Annotated in this window: 17 protein-coding genes; 14 read left to right on the top strand and 3 right to left on the bottom strand. The window is 41.1% G+C overall.

The annotated features are described in order from the left end of the window. Positions 1–211: 211 nt before the first annotated feature. The 10 genes from A7A69_RS07605 (at position 212) to A7A69_RS07650 (ending at position 10,557) form a co-directional block, all read left to right on the top strand. Positions 212–1,387: a BMP family ABC transporter substrate-binding protein gene (locus tag A7A69_RS07605; RefSeq protein ID WP_120371175.1), complete on the top strand. Its 1,176-nt coding sequence runs from the start codon at positions 212–214 to the stop codon at positions 1,385–1,387. A 42-nt stretch (positions 1,388–1,429) separates the two neighbouring features. Then, positions 1,430–2,086 carry a Rieske 2Fe-2S domain-containing protein gene (locus tag A7A69_RS07610; protein WP_152876789.1) on the top strand — a complete coding sequence of 219 codons (657 nt, stop codon included), beginning with the start codon at positions 1,430–1,432 and terminating at the stop codon, positions 2,084–2,086. Next, the gene (locus tag A7A69_RS07615) at positions 2,079–2,993 is read left to right on the top strand and encodes an aromatic ring-hydroxylating dioxygenase subunit alpha (RefSeq protein ID WP_120371173.1); all 915 of its coding nucleotides are present in this window, start codon (positions 2,079–2,081) and stop codon (positions 2,991–2,993) included. The genes A7A69_RS07610 and A7A69_RS07615 overlap by 8 nt, the downstream gene beginning before the upstream one ends. Beyond that, complete coding sequence (locus tag A7A69_RS07620; RefSeq protein ID WP_152876790.1) at positions 2,990–3,607, top strand: glutathione S-transferase C-terminal domain-containing protein; 618 nt, start codon at positions 2,990–2,992, stop codon at positions 3,605–3,607. Before A7A69_RS07615 ends, A7A69_RS07620 begins: the two co-directional genes overlap by 4 nt. 122 nt (positions 3,608–3,729) lie before the next feature. Then, positions 3,730–4,671 (top strand): LysR substrate-binding domain-containing protein, encoded by a 942-nt coding sequence (locus A7A69_RS07625; protein WP_187349196.1) that lies wholly within the window; start codon positions 3,730–3,732, stop codon positions 4,669–4,671. A gap of 246 nt (positions 4,672–4,917) precedes the next feature. Beyond that, on the top strand, positions 4,918–6,198 hold the full coding sequence (locus tag A7A69_RS07630) for a hypothetical protein (RefSeq protein WP_120371170.1): 1,281 nt from the start codon (positions 4,918–4,920) through the stop codon (positions 6,196–6,198). An 86-nt stretch (positions 6,199–6,284) separates the two neighbouring features. Continuing rightward, entirely contained in the window at positions 6,285–6,788 is a 504-nt protein-coding gene (locus tag A7A69_RS07635) for a nucleoside deaminase (RefSeq protein WP_152876792.1), read from the top strand. 96 nt (positions 6,789–6,884) lie between these two features. Next, positions 6,885–8,495 carry an ABC transporter ATP-binding protein gene (locus tag A7A69_RS07640; protein ID WP_152876793.1) on the top strand — a complete coding sequence of 537 codons (1,611 nt, stop codon included), beginning with the start codon at positions 6,885–6,887 and terminating at the stop codon, positions 8,493–8,495. A gap of 28 nt (positions 8,496–8,523) precedes the next feature. Then, a complete protein-coding gene (locus tag A7A69_RS07645) occupies positions 8,524–9,630 on the top strand; it encodes an ABC transporter permease (protein ID WP_152876794.1) in 1,107 nt (368 codons plus the stop codon). Between the two features lie 9 nt (positions 9,631–9,639). Further along, positions 9,640–10,557 (top strand): ABC transporter permease, encoded by a 918-nt coding sequence (locus A7A69_RS07650; RefSeq protein WP_152876795.1) that lies wholly within the window; start codon positions 9,640–9,642, stop codon positions 10,555–10,557. A 484-nt stretch (positions 10,558–11,041) separates the two neighbouring features. On the opposite strand, the gene tsaC is transcribed toward A7A69_RS07650, so the two are convergent. The 3 genes from tsaC to A7A69_RS07665 are packed head-to-tail and all read right to left on the bottom strand — an operon-like array spanning position 11,042 to position 13,951. Beyond that, positions 11,042–11,614, bottom strand: a complete 573-nt coding sequence (gene tsaC, locus A7A69_RS07655) for an L-threonylcarbamoyladenylate synthase type 1 TsaC (RefSeq protein WP_152876796.1) — start codon at positions 11,612–11,614, stop codon at positions 11,042–11,044. Between the two features lie 42 nt (positions 11,615–11,656). Continuing rightward, entirely contained in the window at positions 11,657–12,787 is a 1,131-nt protein-coding gene (dprA, locus tag A7A69_RS07660) for a DNA-processing protein DprA (protein ID WP_152876797.1), read from the bottom strand. A 12-nt stretch (positions 12,788–12,799) separates the two neighbouring features. Further along, positions 12,800–13,951, bottom strand: a complete 1,152-nt coding sequence (locus A7A69_RS07665; RefSeq protein WP_152876798.1) for a LysM peptidoglycan-binding domain-containing protein — start codon at positions 13,949–13,951, stop codon at positions 12,800–12,802. 121 nt (positions 13,952–14,072) lie between these two features. On the opposite strand from A7A69_RS07665, the gene def reads away from it, so the two are divergent. From def to A7A69_RS07685, 4 genes are all read left to right on the top strand, one after another. Continuing rightward, entirely contained in the window at positions 14,073–14,597 is a 525-nt protein-coding gene (gene def, locus A7A69_RS07670; RefSeq protein WP_004985572.1) for a peptide deformylase, read from the top strand. Between the two features lie 84 nt (positions 14,598–14,681). Then, a complete protein-coding gene (locus tag A7A69_RS07675; RefSeq protein ID WP_120371200.1) occupies positions 14,682–15,116 on the top strand; it encodes a DUF2946 family protein in 435 nt (144 codons plus the stop codon). 95 nt (positions 15,117–15,211) lie between these two features. Further along, on the top strand, positions 15,212–17,254 hold the full coding sequence (locus tag A7A69_RS07680) for a TonB-dependent copper receptor (RefSeq protein ID WP_152876799.1): 2,043 nt from the start codon (positions 15,212–15,214) through the stop codon (positions 17,252–17,254). Positions 17,255–17,297: 43 nt separating this feature from the next. After that, positions 17,298–17,552, top strand: coding sequence for a hypothetical protein (locus A7A69_RS07685; protein WP_152876800.1), 255 nt, complete (start codon positions 17,298–17,300; stop codon positions 17,550–17,552). The last annotated feature ends 327 nt before the right edge of the window (positions 17,553–17,879 follow it).

Genomic DNA, 17,879 nt, shown 5'->3' on the forward strand with positions numbered 1-17,879 from the left:
GTTAAATTTAAAATTCACGATGACATGGAAGATTATTCTATTCTTTTTTATATATAACCTTTATTTAAAAATGATCAATTAAAAATATTACAGCAGATGTTGGCGCAAAGGTTGCATTTTACCTCTATGTATTCTGGAAAATAAATCATTGCAATTATAGGCAATATTATTTTCTGGTGTCTCGATACCATAACAAAACTGGGGTAGTGCGATGTCTGTTGAAATGAACAAAAATCCAAACAAGCTACACGATCAAAACCCACAGGGTTTATTTTCAAAATTATTCTCAAAATTTAAAACGACTGCACTTTGTGCCGCAAGCAGTGGTTTACTCACGATGGGCGCGCTTTCAACAGGTGCGATGCTGAATACTGCACAGGCAGCTGAACCATTAAAAGCAGCTTTTGTGTATATTGGCCCGCCGGGTGATCATGGTTGGACATATGCACATGATCAATCACGTATTCGTACCGAACAGGATCTAAAAGGTGCAGTAAAAACGACTTATGTTGCCAATGTGCCTGAAACAGGAGATGCTGAGCGTGTGTTCCGTAATCTGGCGCAGCAAGGCAACAAGGTCATTTTTGGAACGTCATTTGGTTATATGAATGCGATGGAAAAAGTTTCACGCACTTATCCAAATACGGTGTTTATGCATGCCACAGGTTATAAATCTGGCAAGAACATGGGCAACTATAATATTCGTACCTATCAGGGTGCATATTTGCTTGGTGTGTTGGCAGGTAGCAAAAGTAAAACCAATAAAATCGGCTTTGTTGGTTCTTATCCAATCCCAGAAGTGGTGCGTAATATCAATGCTTTCACTATTGGTGCACGCAGTGTGAATCCTAAAATTACCACACAAGTGGTTTGGGTAAGTTCATGGTTCGATCCAGGTAAAGAGCGAGATGCTGCTTTGGCTTTGATTTCACAAGGCTGTGATGTGCTATTACAAAATACCGATTCGCCAGCAGTCGTACAAGCTGCCAAGCAAAAAGGGGTGTGGGGACTCGGTTGGAACTCGGATATGGGTAAATTTGGTGGCGATGCACAATTGGGTGCTGCGGTACTACATTGGGATCCGATTTATGACAAAGTCCTGAAAGACGTTGCTGCAAAAAAATGGAGTAATGCACCAATTTATTATGGTGTCAAAGAAGGCACTGTGAATGTAGAAAATATTGGAACGGCTGTTTCTGCTGATGCTAAAAAAATGGTCTTGGCTCGTCGTGATGCGATGAAAGCGGGCAAACTTAATCCATTTGCAGGACCTTTATATACACAGGCAGGTAAAGAGTTTGTCAAGGCTGGCAGTATTTATACCGAAGCACAGCTCGATAAGATGAACTTCTATGTACAAGGCGTTCAGGGTGTATTACCAAAATAAAACTTTGAAATCTGGATTTAAGTGATGTTGAGGAAAATGGGCATGATCACAGAACAATGGATTCCTTTAGTCCCTTCAGTGTTGATTGAAGCGGGTGAAGTGGAACAGTTTCTAGTGGAAGCTAAAGATGTGGCTGTCTGGCGCTCTATGCAAGGTCATGTCCAGATTTGGGAAAATCGCTGTCCACATCGCAGTGTGCGTTTAAGTTTGGGACAGGTACACGGTGAAAGTCTAGTCTGTGCCTATCATGGTTGGCAGTTTGCCGCTGAAGATGGGCATTGCCAGCGAATACCTGCACAACCTGAGCAGCGCGCACCAAAAAGTTTATGTGCAAGCTCTTATGCTGTCATGGAAAAATCAGGCATGATTTGGTTTGGCGGAGATTCTACTTCTATTGCTGAACCTTTGCATAAGGATGTGCAGCAGGTGTATGCAGGGTCTGTCACGATTTCGGTTGCTTTGCCCCAAGTACAGGATTATTTACTTGAACTGGGGATAAGTGAACTAGATATGCACAATGGATTGGTTTGGCAAAATGATGCAGTAGATTCAACACTACGCATTTATCTTACACCCACACAGCCTCATGTCGTAACAGTACATGCCATGTTGCTGCAAACAGAACAACCAACGCAACGTCACCCTTTATTAAGTCAGATGCGACAAAATCTGGAGTTGGAGCAATTCAGCCATGCTTAATACACAGCATTACCCTCAAATGATTTCACCTAGTTTGATGGGTGAATGGATCGTGATTGCTTCTGAACAGGAATTTGTTCAGCGCCAACAGATTAAAACATGCCTCGATGGGCAAACTTTGACTCTCCATCGAGATACCATCAATGGTGTACATGTGTATCAGGTGAATTTCGAATCACTTGATATGAAAGAGTTAAATCTTTCTGTGCAAGCAGCTTATGGTTTTGTTTGGTTATGTATAGGCTCTGAAAAAAAACCATTATTTCAATTGCAAGAATATGACGTTGAGGGAGCGCGTCGTGTGCCGTGTGGTGCTTATGGTGTACGCACATCGCCGTTGCGTGGTATCGAAAATTTTCTGGATATGGCACATTTTCCTTATGTGCATACTGGCATATTGGGGGCTGAACCAGAAACTACCGTTAAACCTTATAAAGTTGAATGGCGTGAAGACGTCGATGAAATCTGGGCAACGGAATGTTTTTTTACTCAACCGCTTGCCGCACCGAGTTCGCCTCAGCCGCAGGAAACTGAATATGTTTATCGTGTTGCTTCCCCCTTAAACGCGATTTTATATAAGGTAAATACTGCGGCTGAGGGAATTATTCCTGCCGATGTAGTGTGTCTGTTTATTCAACCATTAAGTGAAACTCACATTCGGGCACATTTACTGATGATTCTGGATGATCAGACCAGTAGCATGACCGATATGGTTTTATTTCAACAGAAAATTTTTACGCAGGACAAACCCATTCTGGAAAATCACGTACCTTTAAAACTTCCTTTGGAAAAACTGGAAATTCCGACCAAAGCTGATGCACTGGCGACGGCATATCGTAAATGGCTGATCACCAAAAACTGGTGTTATGGTGTGCATAAAAACACGCAGGAGGAGCAAGTGGTATGAACCTTAATCCATCACCATTGCCTCTAAATTTTGCCGATGATCCGTTATCGACAGATTGCTATAGTGTACGTTTGTTGCTTGAGTTTTTACAGCTTTCTTATCAGTCAGAATATGCAGATATTGAGCAGATAGGTGAGGTATTTGAATCTCCAGTTTTAATACATTCATCTTTAAGAGTATCGGGGCTGATACCCATTTTCAAAGAATTGGTTGAAGCGACACAAACACAATCTCACTGGATGCCAGCGCATCAATTCTCACATATACAAGATTGGTTGGTTTTTAATGAAAAGCTCAAACTGAGTTTAGGACAGTTACGTCAAGCGAGTTTGGCAATGGATCAATTGTTATCTAATGAAGAAAAGTTAATCCAACAGGCAACACAACAATTACGCGAATTAGATGATCATTTATGTGAACAAACTATTCGAGGGCAAAATTATTTATTGGGTGAGCATTTAACGGTTGCTGACCTGATCGTATTTCCTCAAGTTGCACTGGCTTGGGACGCGGGGGTAAGTCTGCTGCCTTTTTTACATATTCGTCGTTGGATCAATCGGATTCGTCATCAAGCTAGATTTATTCCGATGGCAGGTTTACTGGCTGTCAATTAAGTAAGATTAGTCACAAAATATGTTTTTATTTTTATCATTGTGAATAGTTCTGTCTTCTTATAGGTGAGAGATGGTATAAATTTTGCCTATAGACTCAGGTTTGGTAGATTAAGGACAAATTGGTGATTCATCCTACAAATAAATGGGAAGCATTAGATGCACATTTGTTGCAAGTTTTATATGTGCTTTTAACAGAAAAAAGTGTATCCAATGCGGCCAAACGACTGAATCAATCGCAACCTGCTATTAGTACCGCTTTAAAAAAACTTCGGGAAATTACAGGTGATCAGCTTTTGGTGCGTAGCCGTAATGGTATGACCCCTACCGAACGTGGTTTGTCGCTCCTCGAACCTGTAAGTCAGGTACTCAGCCAGCTTGAATTAATTGCCACCCAACAAGTGCATTTTGATCCAGCACAATCGCGTCAGGTGTTTAATCTGGCGGCATCAGATTACTTAAATCCAATTGCGATTGGTGAAATTCTCCGTAGGATCCATGTAGAAGCACCGCATTGCACAGTTATTATGCATTCTATGGGGCATAATGTGGATTATGCACACGCCCTCGAAAGTGGTATGTACGATGCCGTGATTGGCAACTGGCCACAGCCTCCCGAATATTTACGACTTGCGCCACTTTTTGAGGATGAAGTAGTTTGTCTGATGCGCAAATCACACCCACTCGCCAACAGAACTTTGTCGATGGATGATTATCTAAATGCCGATCATATTGCTCCAACACCTTATACAGTCGGGCAACGTGGGGTTATCGATTTACATTTATCTAAAGAGCGCCTGAAACGGAACATCGTGGCGTTTATTCCATATTTTGGGATGATTCCCTATATGCTGCTACAACTTGACGCGATTTTTTCCGCGCCGCGCTCATTTTCTCGCCATTATAGTGCATTATTACCTTTAACCATTTCCGCTGCACCGATCCAATTTCCTAAAATTTCCTATTATTTGCTCTGGCATGAGCGCCAGCATCGCTCTCCTGAGTTTCGCTGGTTTAGGGAGTTAGTTATTTCAGTACTTAGAAACGATAGTCATGTCGTGAATTAAATTAAGCATATTTGAAGAATTAAATTGAATTCAGCCTATATTAAGAGGCTGTTTTTTTTATATGTTTGTTTTATATTGATAAATTTTTATACTTTAAGAGTTGAATCTGAAATTGCGTAGATAGCTTTATATCAATATTTTTATAATTCTAATTGTAAATTCAGAATAAGGCTGCTGTTGGTGGGTATTTTGCATTTTGTTTTCTCAAGTAAATTACATATTGTTACTCGATGGGGAAATTCTAAAATGAACAATATTTACCGTAACAAAGCGCTTTTATTCTGTGGATTAACCAGCTTATGCTCATCTGTATTCGCTATGCCGTTATCTACTTCTGATGCCTGTAAAGCGGCCAACGTGGCTAGCTTTTCTGAAATGCTGGCTTGCGGGAATGTCGAGGGCAGTATTCGTCTCAATTCATTTTCACTCAACAATGCTTATTTTTCAGATACCAGTCAGGACACAACGACTGCGGGTGGTTATTTGACTTATAAGACAGCACGTTTCAATGGTTTTCAAGCTGCTTTGGGAGTAGAAGGACAGCGTCGTTTGGCAGAAGGTGCGCATAATATTTCTGAATTATCTGAACATACTTTTGGTATTGGTGAAGCTTATTTAAACTGGACGCAAGATAAATTTTCCATCACTGTTGGTAATCAAAAACTAAATTTGCCGTTCATGGGTGACTATTCTTATTATCGTGTACAGCCTTGGTTATATCAGGGCGTAGATATTAAATATGGTGATTCGGACAATTTCGTACGTGCAACCAAAGTTAATAAATTTAAAAGCTACGGTGATGATGAATTTAGTAAAAGTAACCGCTTGAACGATGACCCTTTTTCAGGTTATGACCAGAACTTCGATGGTGTAATTAGTTTGGGTTTAGGTAAGAAAATTGATTTAAATGATAAATATCTCAAAGGTCAACTTTGGGTAGAACAATATCAGGATTTGATTAATCTTTACTATGCAGAAGCAAATCTTGGCTTCAAGGAAGCAACATGGAAACCAGAAATTAGCTTACAAGGGATCTATGGTGAAGAAACAGGAGATGCTTATTTAGGTAATATTGACAGTAAATCAGTAGGGGTGCAACTCAAGCTCAAACCAACTGACACATTGACTTGGAAAATTGCCTATGACCATGTGTTTTATGAAGATAATAGCGCTTGGCTCAATGGTAGTTTGCCAACGCCATATGCACATAATACCTCCTCTGATCCTTATTTTGCACAGCCATTCTTTACCAGTACTCAGGATTTAGGGCCAGGTAACTTTTATACCACAGAGCTTAGCTCTCCTTTTGGAAAAAATATTTTTGCTGGTGCACGTTTGACCTATACCGATATTGACCGCAAATTTAATTCAGATCGTGACATGTATGAAGTGATGTTCTACGGTTTCTATAACTTCACGGGAGCACTCAAGGGGCTAAGTATTGCTGAATTTGTGGGTGCACAAAAACGTGATGGAGACTCTAATGCATTCCTGCAAAACCGTTTAGCACTAAGCTATAACTTCTAATCTTCTTCATTTGAAAGTCAACAACACATGCAGATGAAAACTGCATGTGTTGAATAAATTGAACACTTTTGATGGGGGAGATCAACATGACACCATTACAAGCCACTGCACAAGACCTGTTTTTTCTAAGAAAAACCTTTGAACTGGCAGAACAGACCAAATCGCAAGGCTTACATCCTTTTGCTGCAATTGTGGTGAATGCACAGGGTGAAATTGTTACTCAGGCAGGCAATAACTCATTACCTCCGACAGGAGATCCAACTCGCCATGCTGAAACAATTGCCGCAGGGCAGGCTGCACGACTTTTGCCATTGGAACAGTTACGACATTGTACTTTATATACCAATGCCGAACCGTGTGCGATGTGTTCTGGGGCAATTTATTGGACAGGTATTGGTCGAGTAGTCTATGGCATGAGCGAAACGCAATTACTTGAGATCACAGGAAACCATCCAGAAAATCCAACCTTGTCTTTACCTTGCCGTCAGGTATTTGCCAGTGGACAACGAGAAATACAAGTCATTGGGCCATGTTTGAGCGAAGAGGCAGCACAAGCGCATCAGGGATTCTGGACAGAATTTAATCAATAAACAGAAATTTCTAACCTTGTATTGTCTACACCATAACCAAATTGCAGCATGGCATATCCCTTGCTTCATTCCTATCACCTGAGCTAAAGAGATGACATGATGGATTTACCTACCGATAATATCTCTGTTGATCCAGATCTGAATGTGACTACCAGTAGACCTGCTCATACCTTGCAGCAAAATCGTCTGGAGTTGATCAATATCACGAAACGCTATGGCAGTTTAGTGGCAAATGATCATATTAACTTACAGGTTGCACCTGGTGAAATCCACGCGGTATTGGGTGAAAACGGTGCAGGTAAAAGCACCCTGATGAAGATTATTTATGGGGCAGTTAAAGCCGATGAAGGGGAAATTGTCTGGAATGGTCGCTCTGTCAGTATAGAAAGCCCTGCCGCAGCCAGACGTTTGGGCATTGGTATGGTCTATCAGCATTTTTCTTTGTTTGAGACACTAACAGTTGTAGAAAATATTGCATTGGGACTAGATGAAAAGTTTGATTTAAATGCATTATCCAAGCGCGTCATTGAAGTTTCCGAAAAATATGGATTGCCCATTGATCCGAAAAGAACGGTTTACAGTTTATCGGTTGGGGAACGGCAACGTGTCGAAATTGTACGCTGCCTATTACAAAATCCTTCACTGTTAATTTTGGATGAACCCACTTCGGTACTCACACCTCAAGCTGTATTAACTCTGTTTGAAACCTTGCGCCGTCTAGCCAGTGAAGGGGTTTCAATCTTATATATTAGCCATAAACTTAATGAGATACAGTCACTCTGTGATCGCGCGACCATTTTACGTGGCGGAACTGTGACAGGCACAGCCATTCCTAAACAGGAAAGTACGGCCAGTCTAGCCAAGATGATGATTGGTCGTGATTTACCTGCTTACGAACATCCAGTTTATGCAGGTGAAAGCACACCTATATTTGAAGTCAAACAGCTCAATGTACAGGCACCTGATATTTTTGGAACATCCCTTGAAAATATTCAGCTCAGTGTAAAAACAGGCGAAATTCTAGGTATTGCGGGTATTTCAGGCAATGGTCAGGCTGAACTCCTGACGGCTTTGTCTGGTGAAATCACTACATCTAAAGACTTTGTCATGTTAGATGGTCGAGCGATTGGTCATTTAAACGCAGGGCAGCGCCGTGCGCTTGGTTTTGGCTTCGTACCCGAAGAACGTTTGGGGCGTGGGGCTGTACCAGCCATGAGTTTAACTCAAAATGCGCTGTTAACTGCATTTCGACAGGGCTTTGTTCGTTATGGATTGGTCAGTTATGAAAAGGCACGTCAGTTTGCCCAAGACTGTATTCAAAAGTTTTCGGTAAAAGCTTCTGGCACCGAAGCTGCTGCTCGTTCTTTATCGGGAGGGAACTTGCAAAAATTTATCGTAGGCCGTGAAATTTTGCAAAAACCAAAAGTGATGGTCGTAGCGCAACCGACTTGGGGTGTCGATGTCGGTGCGGCTGCTTTTATTCGACAAACCCTGATTGATTTGTCGCGTCAGGGCGTTGCCATCATCGTGATTTCTGAAGAACTGGAAGAATTATTTGAGATCAGTGATCGAATTGCTGTTCTGGCCGCAGGTCGGCTAAGTCAAGCCCAATCCGTGAGTGAAACCAATGCTGAGGCGATTGGTTTAATGATGTCTGGGTTGAATCGACAGGCTGAAAGCTCCAGCGTTTTAAACGCATCGGCTTAGACCTATATCATTTGAACTGGGGTTATATATGCACTTACTCGAACCACGTGATCATCCATCAACTTTAATGAAGTGGCTTTCACCCTTGATTGCTTTGGTGGCGACGTTCTCTATTGGTGGCTTGCTATTCATGGCTTTAGGAAAAAATCCGCTTGAAGCATTTCAGGTTTTTTTTATCGAGCCATTGTCCAGTTGGTATGGCTGGAGTGAATTGATTATCAAAGCCAGTCCCTTAATTTTAATTGCATTAGGATTATCTGTTGGATTTAAAGCACGTATTTTTAATATTGGTGCTGAAGGTCAACTGATTATGGGCGCAATTTTCGGAGGTGGACTTGCCATTGCCTGTCAGGGAATATCTGGATTTTGGGTATTACCTTCAATGGTGATTGCAGGAGCAATCGGTGGAGCGTTATGGGGTGCAATTCCTGCGCTATTAAAAACTCATTTTAATGCACAAGAAACCCTGACTACTTTAATGCTGAATTATGTTGCGACCTTTATTTTACTGTACCTGATTAATGGGCCGTGGAAAGATCCAGCAGGCATGAATTTTCCGCAATCTGTCATGTTCGATGACGGAACCTTATTTCCTATTTTGTTTGAGGGTACACGGATCAATGCCGTGATTGTAGTCACCCTATTTGCAGTATTGGCATTCTGGTTATTTAGTAAACGCAGTTTTCTGGCGTATAAGCTTGAAGTCGGTGGGCAAGCCCCTGATGCAGCACGTTATGCGGGGTTTTCTGCAAAGCAGGCCATTTGGTTTAGTTTGATGATTTCAGGTTTTATGGCGGGTATTGCTGGCATTGGAGAGGTCGCTGGCCCTGTTGGACAACTCAATCCAAATATTTCTCCGGGTTATGGCTATGCCGCGATTATTGTGGCGTATCTTGGGCGTTTAAATCCGATTGGGATTGCCCTGTCAGGCTTTTTAATGGCTTTGCTTTATATCGGTGGAGAAACAGCACAGCTCAACTTACAACTCCCTGCGGCGATTACAGGTTTATTTCAGGGAATGTTGTTGTTTTTCTTACTGGCTGCCGATGCTTTTATCGAAAATCGCTATCGCTTTGGTAAATCTAAAATAATAAAAAAGCCAACATCTTCCATTGCATCGACTGAAATAGCTTAGGAGTTAGATATGATTGATTTAGTTCCAATTTTGGCAGGAACTCTGGCCGCAGGTACACCGCTGATTTTTGCAGGGATGGGAGAATTGGTGGCAGAACGTACAGGTGTAATTAATCTAGGCGTTGAAGGGATGATGCTGATTGGCGCGATTGCAGGTTTTGCCTTTTGTGCAAGCACTGGATTAGGGCCGGCGGCAGGACTGATTGCTGGAGCTGTTGCTGGTATGGGAGCAGCGCTCATTTTTGCAGTTTTAGCCCTTTCTCTAGCGGCAAATCAGGCAGCATGTGGCCTTGCACTGACTATTTTTGGTGTGGGTTTATCGGCATTTGTTGGACAGCATTTTGTGAGTAACAGTTTGGAGGGATTAAAAGCGCTAGATATTCCTGTCTTGTCAGAGATTCCTTTTATTGGGCCAATTCTGTTTCATCAAAACTATGTGGTGTATTTATCGATTTTATCCTTCTTTGTCATCTGGTGGGTTTTGGCAAAAACCAAACTTGGTTTATTACTCAAAGCAGTTGGAGAATCACCAGAATCGGCACATGCCATGGGTTATCCAGTTTTGTTGATTCGTTATGGTGCCGTATTATTTGGTGGAGCAATGGCAGGAATTGGAGGTGCTTTTTTATCTACGGTCTATACGCCACTTTGGGTTGAAAATATGGTCGCAGGACGTGGCTGGATTGCGATAGCATTAGTTGTATTTGCGGTCTGGAAGCCTGCACGATTGATGATTGGTGCGTATTTATTTGGTGGTGTTACTATTTTACAGTTTCATGCACAGGCTTTAGGGTTAGATCTGCCAGTCGAGTTACTCGCTTCCTTACCTTATCTGGCAACTATTTTAGTGCTGGTTGTAATTTCACGAGATAAAAAGTTATTGCAAATGAATCTGCCTGCCTCTTTAGGGAAGTCTTTTATTCCTTAATATTTTCATAATGATAAATAGATGAATCAAATTTGATCGTCTATTTGTCTTTTTTTATTTAAAAGTGTTTAAAAAATCTTCTTTATGATTTTTTCTATATGATTTTTAAATAAATTTGAAATATGACAATAAATTCAAAATTTTTAAAAAATGAATGAAAATAGAGTGATAATTTTAATTGTTAAGTTATAATTAACAATTATGCTCTATTTTTTGAGCTTTTCATAAGATAAATAATATATTTGTATTAATGAAAAGAATCATCCATAATACATCTATTGCAAAATATAGCTCAAATTGTGATTGAGTTATATACCCCCAGATTGAAGTTACCCTCTGGATGTGCTTGAAACGCATCCTTTTTTATACCCAGCCATTCTATATGGCTGGGTTTTTTTTGCCTATAAAGAAACAAATTTTTATTATTTTCAAATTACAAATGAAATCGACTTAGAGGAATTAACGATAATTATTGTCACTTAAATTATGCACGAATGATTTGTCCAGTGATGGCATCAATAATTCGACTCGGTTGTTGGCTTAAGCCTAAATCTCCATTGAGATAATCAACTTTTGACTCGAAATATTGACTTGCATTCTGCAAAGAACGTGCAGGTTCTAATCCCGCGGGATTGGCACTGGTGGAGACAATAAATCCATTAAAGGCATTACATAGCGCAACACACAAGGCATGTGTGGTGACTCTTACTGCAACTTGATTATGTTGCCCCGTAATCCACTTGGGAATTTGCGCCTCATTGATGGGGAGTAGCCATGTGGTCGCACGTTCAGTGATAGAAAGATTTGTCCAACTTTGAATCACCTGCTGTTGTCGTTCTGAATCAAGATTTTGAAATAAAGGACGGACTTGGTCGATATGACCTGCCAATAAAATAACCCCTTTTTCAATCGGGCGTTGTTTTAGGGTAAGAATTTTATGAAAGGCTTGTTCGTTAAAAGGATCACAACCTAATCCCCAAACTGCCTCTGTAGGATAGGCAAGCACATTGCCTTGTTTTAAGCATTGTGCTGCTTCTACAACTGAGGTGGTCAGCATCATGATATCCTGCTTTGATAAAAACGGTCATTATTGTGAACTTTAATAGCTTGGTCGGCAACGTTGATATAAACCAGCCTGTTGCATGCATAGTCCCGAGAGTTCCAGTTCCATCAATTGACCAGTTAATTCGGCAGTTGATCCACTAAAGTTTTGAGCGAGTTGATCCAAACCTTGTCCAACCCAATCAAGCTGCTGATATAAAGAAATTAAATGCGCTGGAATGGCATTGGTTTGCTCGGTAATATCTGCTTGAGTTTGTTGATTGATGTGCCATTGGGTTGGAAGTGCTAAATCTTCAATGATCTGTTCAGGATGATCGACCAAAATCGCGCCTTCACGTATGAGTTGATGGCAACCCTGATGAAACTCACTGTATATGTGCCCAGGAATCGCAAAAATAAGTTTACCTTGTTTGGCGGCTTCATTGGCAGTAATCAAAGAACCACTATTTTGTTTTGCCTCTACCACCAGTACACCAAGCCCTAAACCACTGACAATACGATTACGTCTTGGAAAGTTACGTTGTAAAGGTAAGGTACGGGGTAAAAACTCAGTAATCACTGCGCCTTGCTGTGCAAGTTGTTGGCGTAAATTCTGATTTGCAGTTGGATACGTGCTATCCAAACCTGTTCCCATTACCGCAATACTGCGCTGATGTTGTAGACCGCCTTGATGCGCTGCTTCATCAATACCATGCGCCAGACCACTGCTGACAAAAAAACCTTTTTCACTTAAATAAAAAGCAAAATCATAGGCTACCTGTCGACCATGTGGACTCGGTTTTCGACTTCCTACAATCGCGATCTGAGGTTGCAACAATGCATCTGGTTTACCTTGTCCAAAAATAATCGGTGGACGATCCTCATAAGGAAGCAGTTGTGATGGGTACGCTATATCTTCTGGCGTAACAATAAAATCGGTGTGCTGTTTGACAAGATCAATCAGTTTTGCAAAATCCTGTTGACCTGAATGTGTCTGATATTCTTGAATGCGTTTGAGATGGCTGGCATGTAAGCCCAGCTGTGACCATTCTGCCAAATGTTTTGGCAATATCGCCTGTTCACAATCACCAAAATGATTTTTGACTTTTTGAAATGCCGAAAGAGAATGTTGCACCAGATACCACACCGCGATGGTATGGTAGTGATGTTGATTCAAATGATTTAACATGAGATGAGTTTTTTAATCGTCAAGACGCGGAGGCAAAATCTCAGCGCCCACTTTAATCGGTAAAGAACTTTCTAACACATACGCATAGCTTAATTGATCAAAGGTTCTAAACACCATTAGCGTACCAACTTTCTGGTTTGGCAATTTGATTTTTTCTTTGGTTTTTGGGTCCTGAACCGTTTCACCTTGTTGGTAAATCGCAAAAATATGACCTGATTGCACACCATCCAGACGACCACGATCAATCGTGACCACGCTATTTTTTGCGGCTGAACCTATCGAACCCATCACTCGAATGATTTGTCCACCTTGTGTCACCTGATTGGCTTCGGTTGGATAAAATAGGGTCGGTAACATGGCTTCTTGTTCAAACATCACCAGATCGCCACGACGAACTTCGGCATTGTAGCTGTCAGTTAGTTCCATCGTTGCAATATCATGATCTGTCTGGGTGACAATACCTGATGCCACTTGCAATAATTCTAAGCCAACGGTGTGCTTTTTGCCTTTCGCATCAGTCAGTACATAAGGTTCGCCTTTACGATATACCGCATAGCGTTGACCTGAGGTTAAACCCTGACCACGTACATAAACACTTTGGCCTTTTCCTGCTAGCACACGCTGATCCGCCGTGCCTAAAATATAAGGCGTATTTTCGATACTATCACTTGCGACAATCGCGGTACGATCTAGCCATTGTTTGATATTGTCCAGTGGAATTACAGGAATACTATTACTCAGTTGTTCAATACGAACTTGCGGTTGTAGTGTGGTACGGCCAGAGTAACGACGAATAATGCCTTCACAACCATCACCTTCATCGCGTCCTACGAATGGACGACCATCTAGTGTACACAGTAATAGTCGATCCCCTGGATATATCCAGTGTGGATTTTTAACGTGCTTGTTACTTGCCCAGATTTCAGGCCAGCGCCATGGTTTGTCCAGAAATTTTCCTGAAATATCCCACAATGTATCGCCTTTTTTAACCACATAAACATGAGGTGCGCTTGCTCTTAATGCAGGCGGATTTACATTGGGACTTGCTGCATAAGTTGCGCTTAGCCCTGTCATACCAAGTCCAGCGCAAATCGCGACAGCGATACATTGTTTTTTAAACCCCAAGGCATTAAATGATCGAATGCCGTATAAAACCTTTTTCATTATCATAATTCCTAAAAATTATGTCCGTAGTTGCGGTATAATAACCACAATACACACATTTTTTTGATGAAGCTTTTCCTTCATTGGTTTTTTGATCAATGGCATAAGTGAGGATAATCGTATGGCCTTATTACCTATTTTAAGTTTCCCAGATCCCCGCCTGCGCACCATTGCTAAGCCTGTTGAAGAAGTGACCGATGAAATTCGTCAACTTGCAGCTGATATGTTTGAAACCATGTATGAAGCACCCGGTATTGGACTGGCTGCAACACAAGTAGATCGTCATATTCAGCTGATTGTCATGGATTTGTCTGAAAATAAAGACCAACCCATGGTATTTATTAACCCCAAAGTTACCCCACTCACTGAAGAAACTCAGCCGTACGAAGAAGGCTGTCTCTCAGTGCCTCAAATATACGATAAAGTTGAGCGTCCGTCACGTGTCAAAATTGAGGCAATTAACCTTGACGGTCAAGCATTTGAGTTAGAGGCTGACGAACTTCTCGCTGTTTGTATCCAACATGAAATGGATCACTTAAATGGTAAGTTATTTGTGGATTATTTATCACCCTTAAAACGACAACGTGCGCGTGAAAAAGTTGAAAAAGTGGTGCGTCAACGTGAAAAAGTGGCGGTTAAGCGTTAATTTCACGATTCAAGTGCTACGAAAAGCCCAATTTTGATTGGGCTTTGTTATACTTGCGGACGAAAAAATGTTGAGATGAGCGTTTTGCTGTTACGCACAGGGTTGCTGCTGGGTTTTGCCGCAGTGTTTTTACAGATCGCGGTGTTTTTACAACCGTTACTGCCGAAGCAATATCAAATTGCTCCGGTCTGTGAAACTATTACCCAAGCGTTAATGTTAACTACAGCCCAAGCATCTACCGATCATTCGCTACATTCTCCGATGCAGCATATGCATCATGAAATGTCCAAAACAATCATGCAAAGCCACGGTCATGATCATCACGATCTGGATCATCAGTGTCAGTATTGTACGGTGTATGGCAATCTGGTTTTACCACCTGAACTTGAAGTCAAAGAAGTTTTGGTGCGTATTCAGGTTCGCTTATTGGCATATCAACAAGCATTTCGGCATATTTATTTCGCACTTCAGCGACTTTTTTTATTGCCTCAGGGCCGAGCCCCACCTGTTTTCGCATAACTAAATACCTTTGGGTTTAAAAGCCTACTTTTATGCTTAAGCTGTTTTTTGTTCAGTTTAGGCTGTTCCGTATTTATGTTTTGAGATAAACAGACATGACTCAAACTCAATTTTTATTACAGCCACTTTCGGCTGCGATTCTGATCGCGCTTACTTCTTCTTTTGCATATGCTGAAGATGATATTCAAACCAAAAAAATGGCACCCATTGTCGTCACTGCCCAAGACAACCGATTATCAAATGGTTTGATTATTGAGGCTGACCCAAAACAGCCGATCCAGCCTGTGCCTGCGACCGATGGTGCTGATTATTTACAAAGTATCATGGGGTTTAGTGCCATAAAAAATGGCGGAACTAATGGTGACGTAACGTTCCGTGGTATGTTTGGTTCGCGCATTAAAATTTTGACGGATGGCACAGAAAATCTGGGTGCTTGTCCAGCACGTATGGATGCGCCAACTTCCTATATTAACCCAGAAAGTTATGATCGAATTACCGTGATCAAAGGGCCACAAACGGTTCAATATGCCAATACAGGTTCTGCTGCGACCGTGATTTTTGATCGGGAACCAGAAAATTTAACTGCCAATAAGCCCTATCGTGGTCAGGCCAGTGTCTTGATGGGGTCTTATGGAAGACTAGATCATAATGTAGAGGCTGCAATAGGCGATGAAACTAAATATGCTCGTATTAATGCCAATCGTTCAGTAGCCAATGATTATCAGGATGGCAATGGTGACAAAGTTCATTCTAATTGGGAACGTTGGAATGCTGACTTGGCTCTAGGCTGGAAACCGACACAGGATTCATGGATTGAACTGAAAGGTGGAAAAGGAGATGGCGAAGCTGCTTATGCAGGGCGTACTATGGATGGAACGCAATTTCAGCGAGAAAGTTTAGGTTTACACGCAGAACAAAAAAATCTGACCGATGTGATTAAAAAAGTTGAAGCTCAGGTTGATTATAGCTACAACGATCACATCATGGATAATTATAAAATGCGTACCCCACCAATGATGCCTATGGCAATGGAAGTAACGCGTCGTACACTTAATGCACGAGCAGCAATCACCACAGAATGGGATAATTTTAGTGTCATTTCTGGAGTGGATTCACAGCAAAATAAGCACGCTGGTAACATGTACATGCGTGATGCAAATCCAATTCCGCCATTAGATGGCGATTTACGGTTTGAATCTTATGGAGCGTTTAGTGAATGGACATATCGTTTAAATCCAAACAATAAGCTGGTGGCTGGCGCACGTTTTGACCATGTCAAAGTTGATAGTGCCGAAAACGATCAGGAACGAACAGATACCAATCCAAGTGGTTTTATTCGTATCGAAAGCAATTTGCCTGAGCATGGGTTTAAAACCTATGCAGGGATAGGTTATGTTGAACGTAGTCCAGATTATTGGGAGCTTTATAGTACAGCAACGGATCATGGTAATGGTTCAACCAATATGATGGGTGAGTCTTCTTATTTAATGGTGAATAATTTAAATAACTTAAAGACAGAGAAAACTGCTCAGCTAGATATTGGATTTGAACAGCAACATGGTGCGTGGAATACATGGGCATCTGCTTATGCAGGACTGATTAACGACTTTATTTTAGTGAGATACAACAGTTTAAATTCGAGTCAGATGTATCCTTTGGCCGCTAATGTCGATGCGACCATCGCAGGTGCAGAAGCGGGAGTAGGTTATAAATTCAATGACCATTTTCAGGCAGATCTTTCGGCCATGTATGCATGGGGTGAAAACACCACGGACAATAAGCCCTTACCGCAAATTGCACCTTTAGAAGGGCGTTTGAATCTGCGCTATGTGCAGGAAAAATACAGTTTAGGATTATTGTGGCGTGCTGTGGCTGAACAGAATCGAATTAGCCTGAATGATGGCAATATCGTGGGTTACGATATGAGTAAGAGTAAAGGTTTTTCTACCCTCGCTATTAATGCAACTTATCAATACAGTGATGCACTCGACTTCTCGGTAGGGATTGATAACCTACTCGATAAAGCCTATAGCGAACACTTGAATAAATCAGGTGCAGCCTTATTTGGTTATGCTGCCAATGAACAGTTCAATAACATTGGTCGTAACTACTGGGCACGTATCAGTATGAAATTCTGATCTTTTGGATTTAAACATTATTTTAATTTTATGGAGAAAGTCCATGCGTGAAAAACTGTCACCCGAAAAATCGATTTGGGGTTGGAAACTCCTGATCATCGCGATTATTTTAGCCTTTTTGTTTATGTGGGTATTTTATTTAGCAATGAATAATGAGCCTGACTATATGCCAATGCACAAACAAAAACAGATGCAAATGCAGCATCAGATGCAGTCGGATTCCGCAAAAGATGATGCAATGCATATGGATATGAAAGATATGCCGATGGATCAGCATAACCAATCATCTTCCCAATAAATATTAATAAAAAGGGAGTTTGGGCTCCCTTTTTTATTAAATATCAAAGGTTTAATGGTTGGTATTTGAAAAACAATTCTAGCGCATCAAAATATAAATAAATTAATCAATTAAATCATGATCTTAATTTCTTTTAGTTCAAAACATAAACACTTAAAAATGAAATATCAGAAATTCACTTGTGCTGACTGAAAAATGCTGTAGAATGCGCACTCATCGGCGGTGATGCGGATAAAAACTTGTTGAAAAACAGGGTGTTGGTTGAGTCTTAGTGGATTTGATTGATATTTTGGTAGAGTAGATGAGGTTTTAAAAATATCTAAATTA

Origin of the sequence: Acinetobacter guerrae (assembly GCF_009372255.1) — a bacterium.
GTDB lineage: Bacteria > Pseudomonadota > Gammaproteobacteria > Pseudomonadales > Moraxellaceae > Acinetobacter > Acinetobacter guerrae.

What these genes read in the sequence shown, in the direction of transcription:
- A7A69_RS07605 (WP_120371175.1), top strand. Translation starts at nt 212, where the DNA reads ATGTCTGTTGAAATGAACAAAAATCCAAACAAGCTACACGATCAAAAC.
- A7A69_RS07610 (WP_152876789.1), top strand. Translation starts at nt 1,430, where the DNA reads ATGATCACAGAACAATGGATTCCTTTAGTCCCTTCAGTGTTGATTGAA.
- A7A69_RS07615 (WP_120371173.1), top strand. Translation starts at nt 2,079, where the DNA reads ATGCTTAATACACAGCATTACCCTCAAATGATTTCACCTAGTTTGATG.
- A7A69_RS07620 (WP_152876790.1), top strand. Translation starts at nt 2,990, where the DNA reads ATGAACCTTAATCCATCACCATTGCCTCTAAATTTTGCCGATGATCCG.
- A7A69_RS07630 (WP_120371170.1), top strand. Translation starts at nt 4,918, where the DNA reads ATGAACAATATTTACCGTAACAAAGCGCTTTTATTCTGTGGATTAACC.
- A7A69_RS07635 (WP_152876792.1), top strand. Translation starts at nt 6,285, where the DNA reads ATGACACCATTACAAGCCACTGCACAAGACCTGTTTTTTCTAAGAAAA.
- A7A69_RS07640 (WP_152876793.1), top strand. Translation starts at nt 6,885, where the DNA reads ATGATGGATTTACCTACCGATAATATCTCTGTTGATCCAGATCTGAAT.
- A7A69_RS07645 (WP_152876794.1), top strand. Translation starts at nt 8,524, where the DNA reads ATGCACTTACTCGAACCACGTGATCATCCATCAACTTTAATGAAGTGG.
- A7A69_RS07650 (WP_152876795.1), top strand. Translation starts at nt 9,640, where the DNA reads ATGATTGATTTAGTTCCAATTTTGGCAGGAACTCTGGCCGCAGGTACA.
- tsaC (WP_152876796.1), bottom strand. Translation starts at nt 11,614, where the DNA reads ATGCTGACCACCTCAGTTGTAGAAGCAGCACAATGCTTAAAACAAGGC.
- dprA (WP_152876797.1), bottom strand. Translation starts at nt 12,787, where the DNA reads ATGTTAAATCATTTGAATCAACATCACTACCATACCATCGCGGTGTGG.
- A7A69_RS07665 (WP_152876798.1), bottom strand. Translation starts at nt 13,951, where the DNA reads ATGAAAAAGGTTTTATACGGCATTCGATCATTTAATGCCTTGGGGTTT.
- def (WP_004985572.1), top strand. Translation starts at nt 14,073, where the DNA reads ATGGCCTTATTACCTATTTTAAGTTTCCCAGATCCCCGCCTGCGCACC.
- A7A69_RS07680 (WP_152876799.1), top strand. Translation starts at nt 15,212, where the DNA reads ATGACTCAAACTCAATTTTTATTACAGCCACTTTCGGCTGCGATTCTG.
- A7A69_RS07685 (WP_152876800.1), top strand. Translation starts at nt 17,298, where the DNA reads ATGCGTGAAAAACTGTCACCCGAAAAATCGATTTGGGGTTGGAAACTC.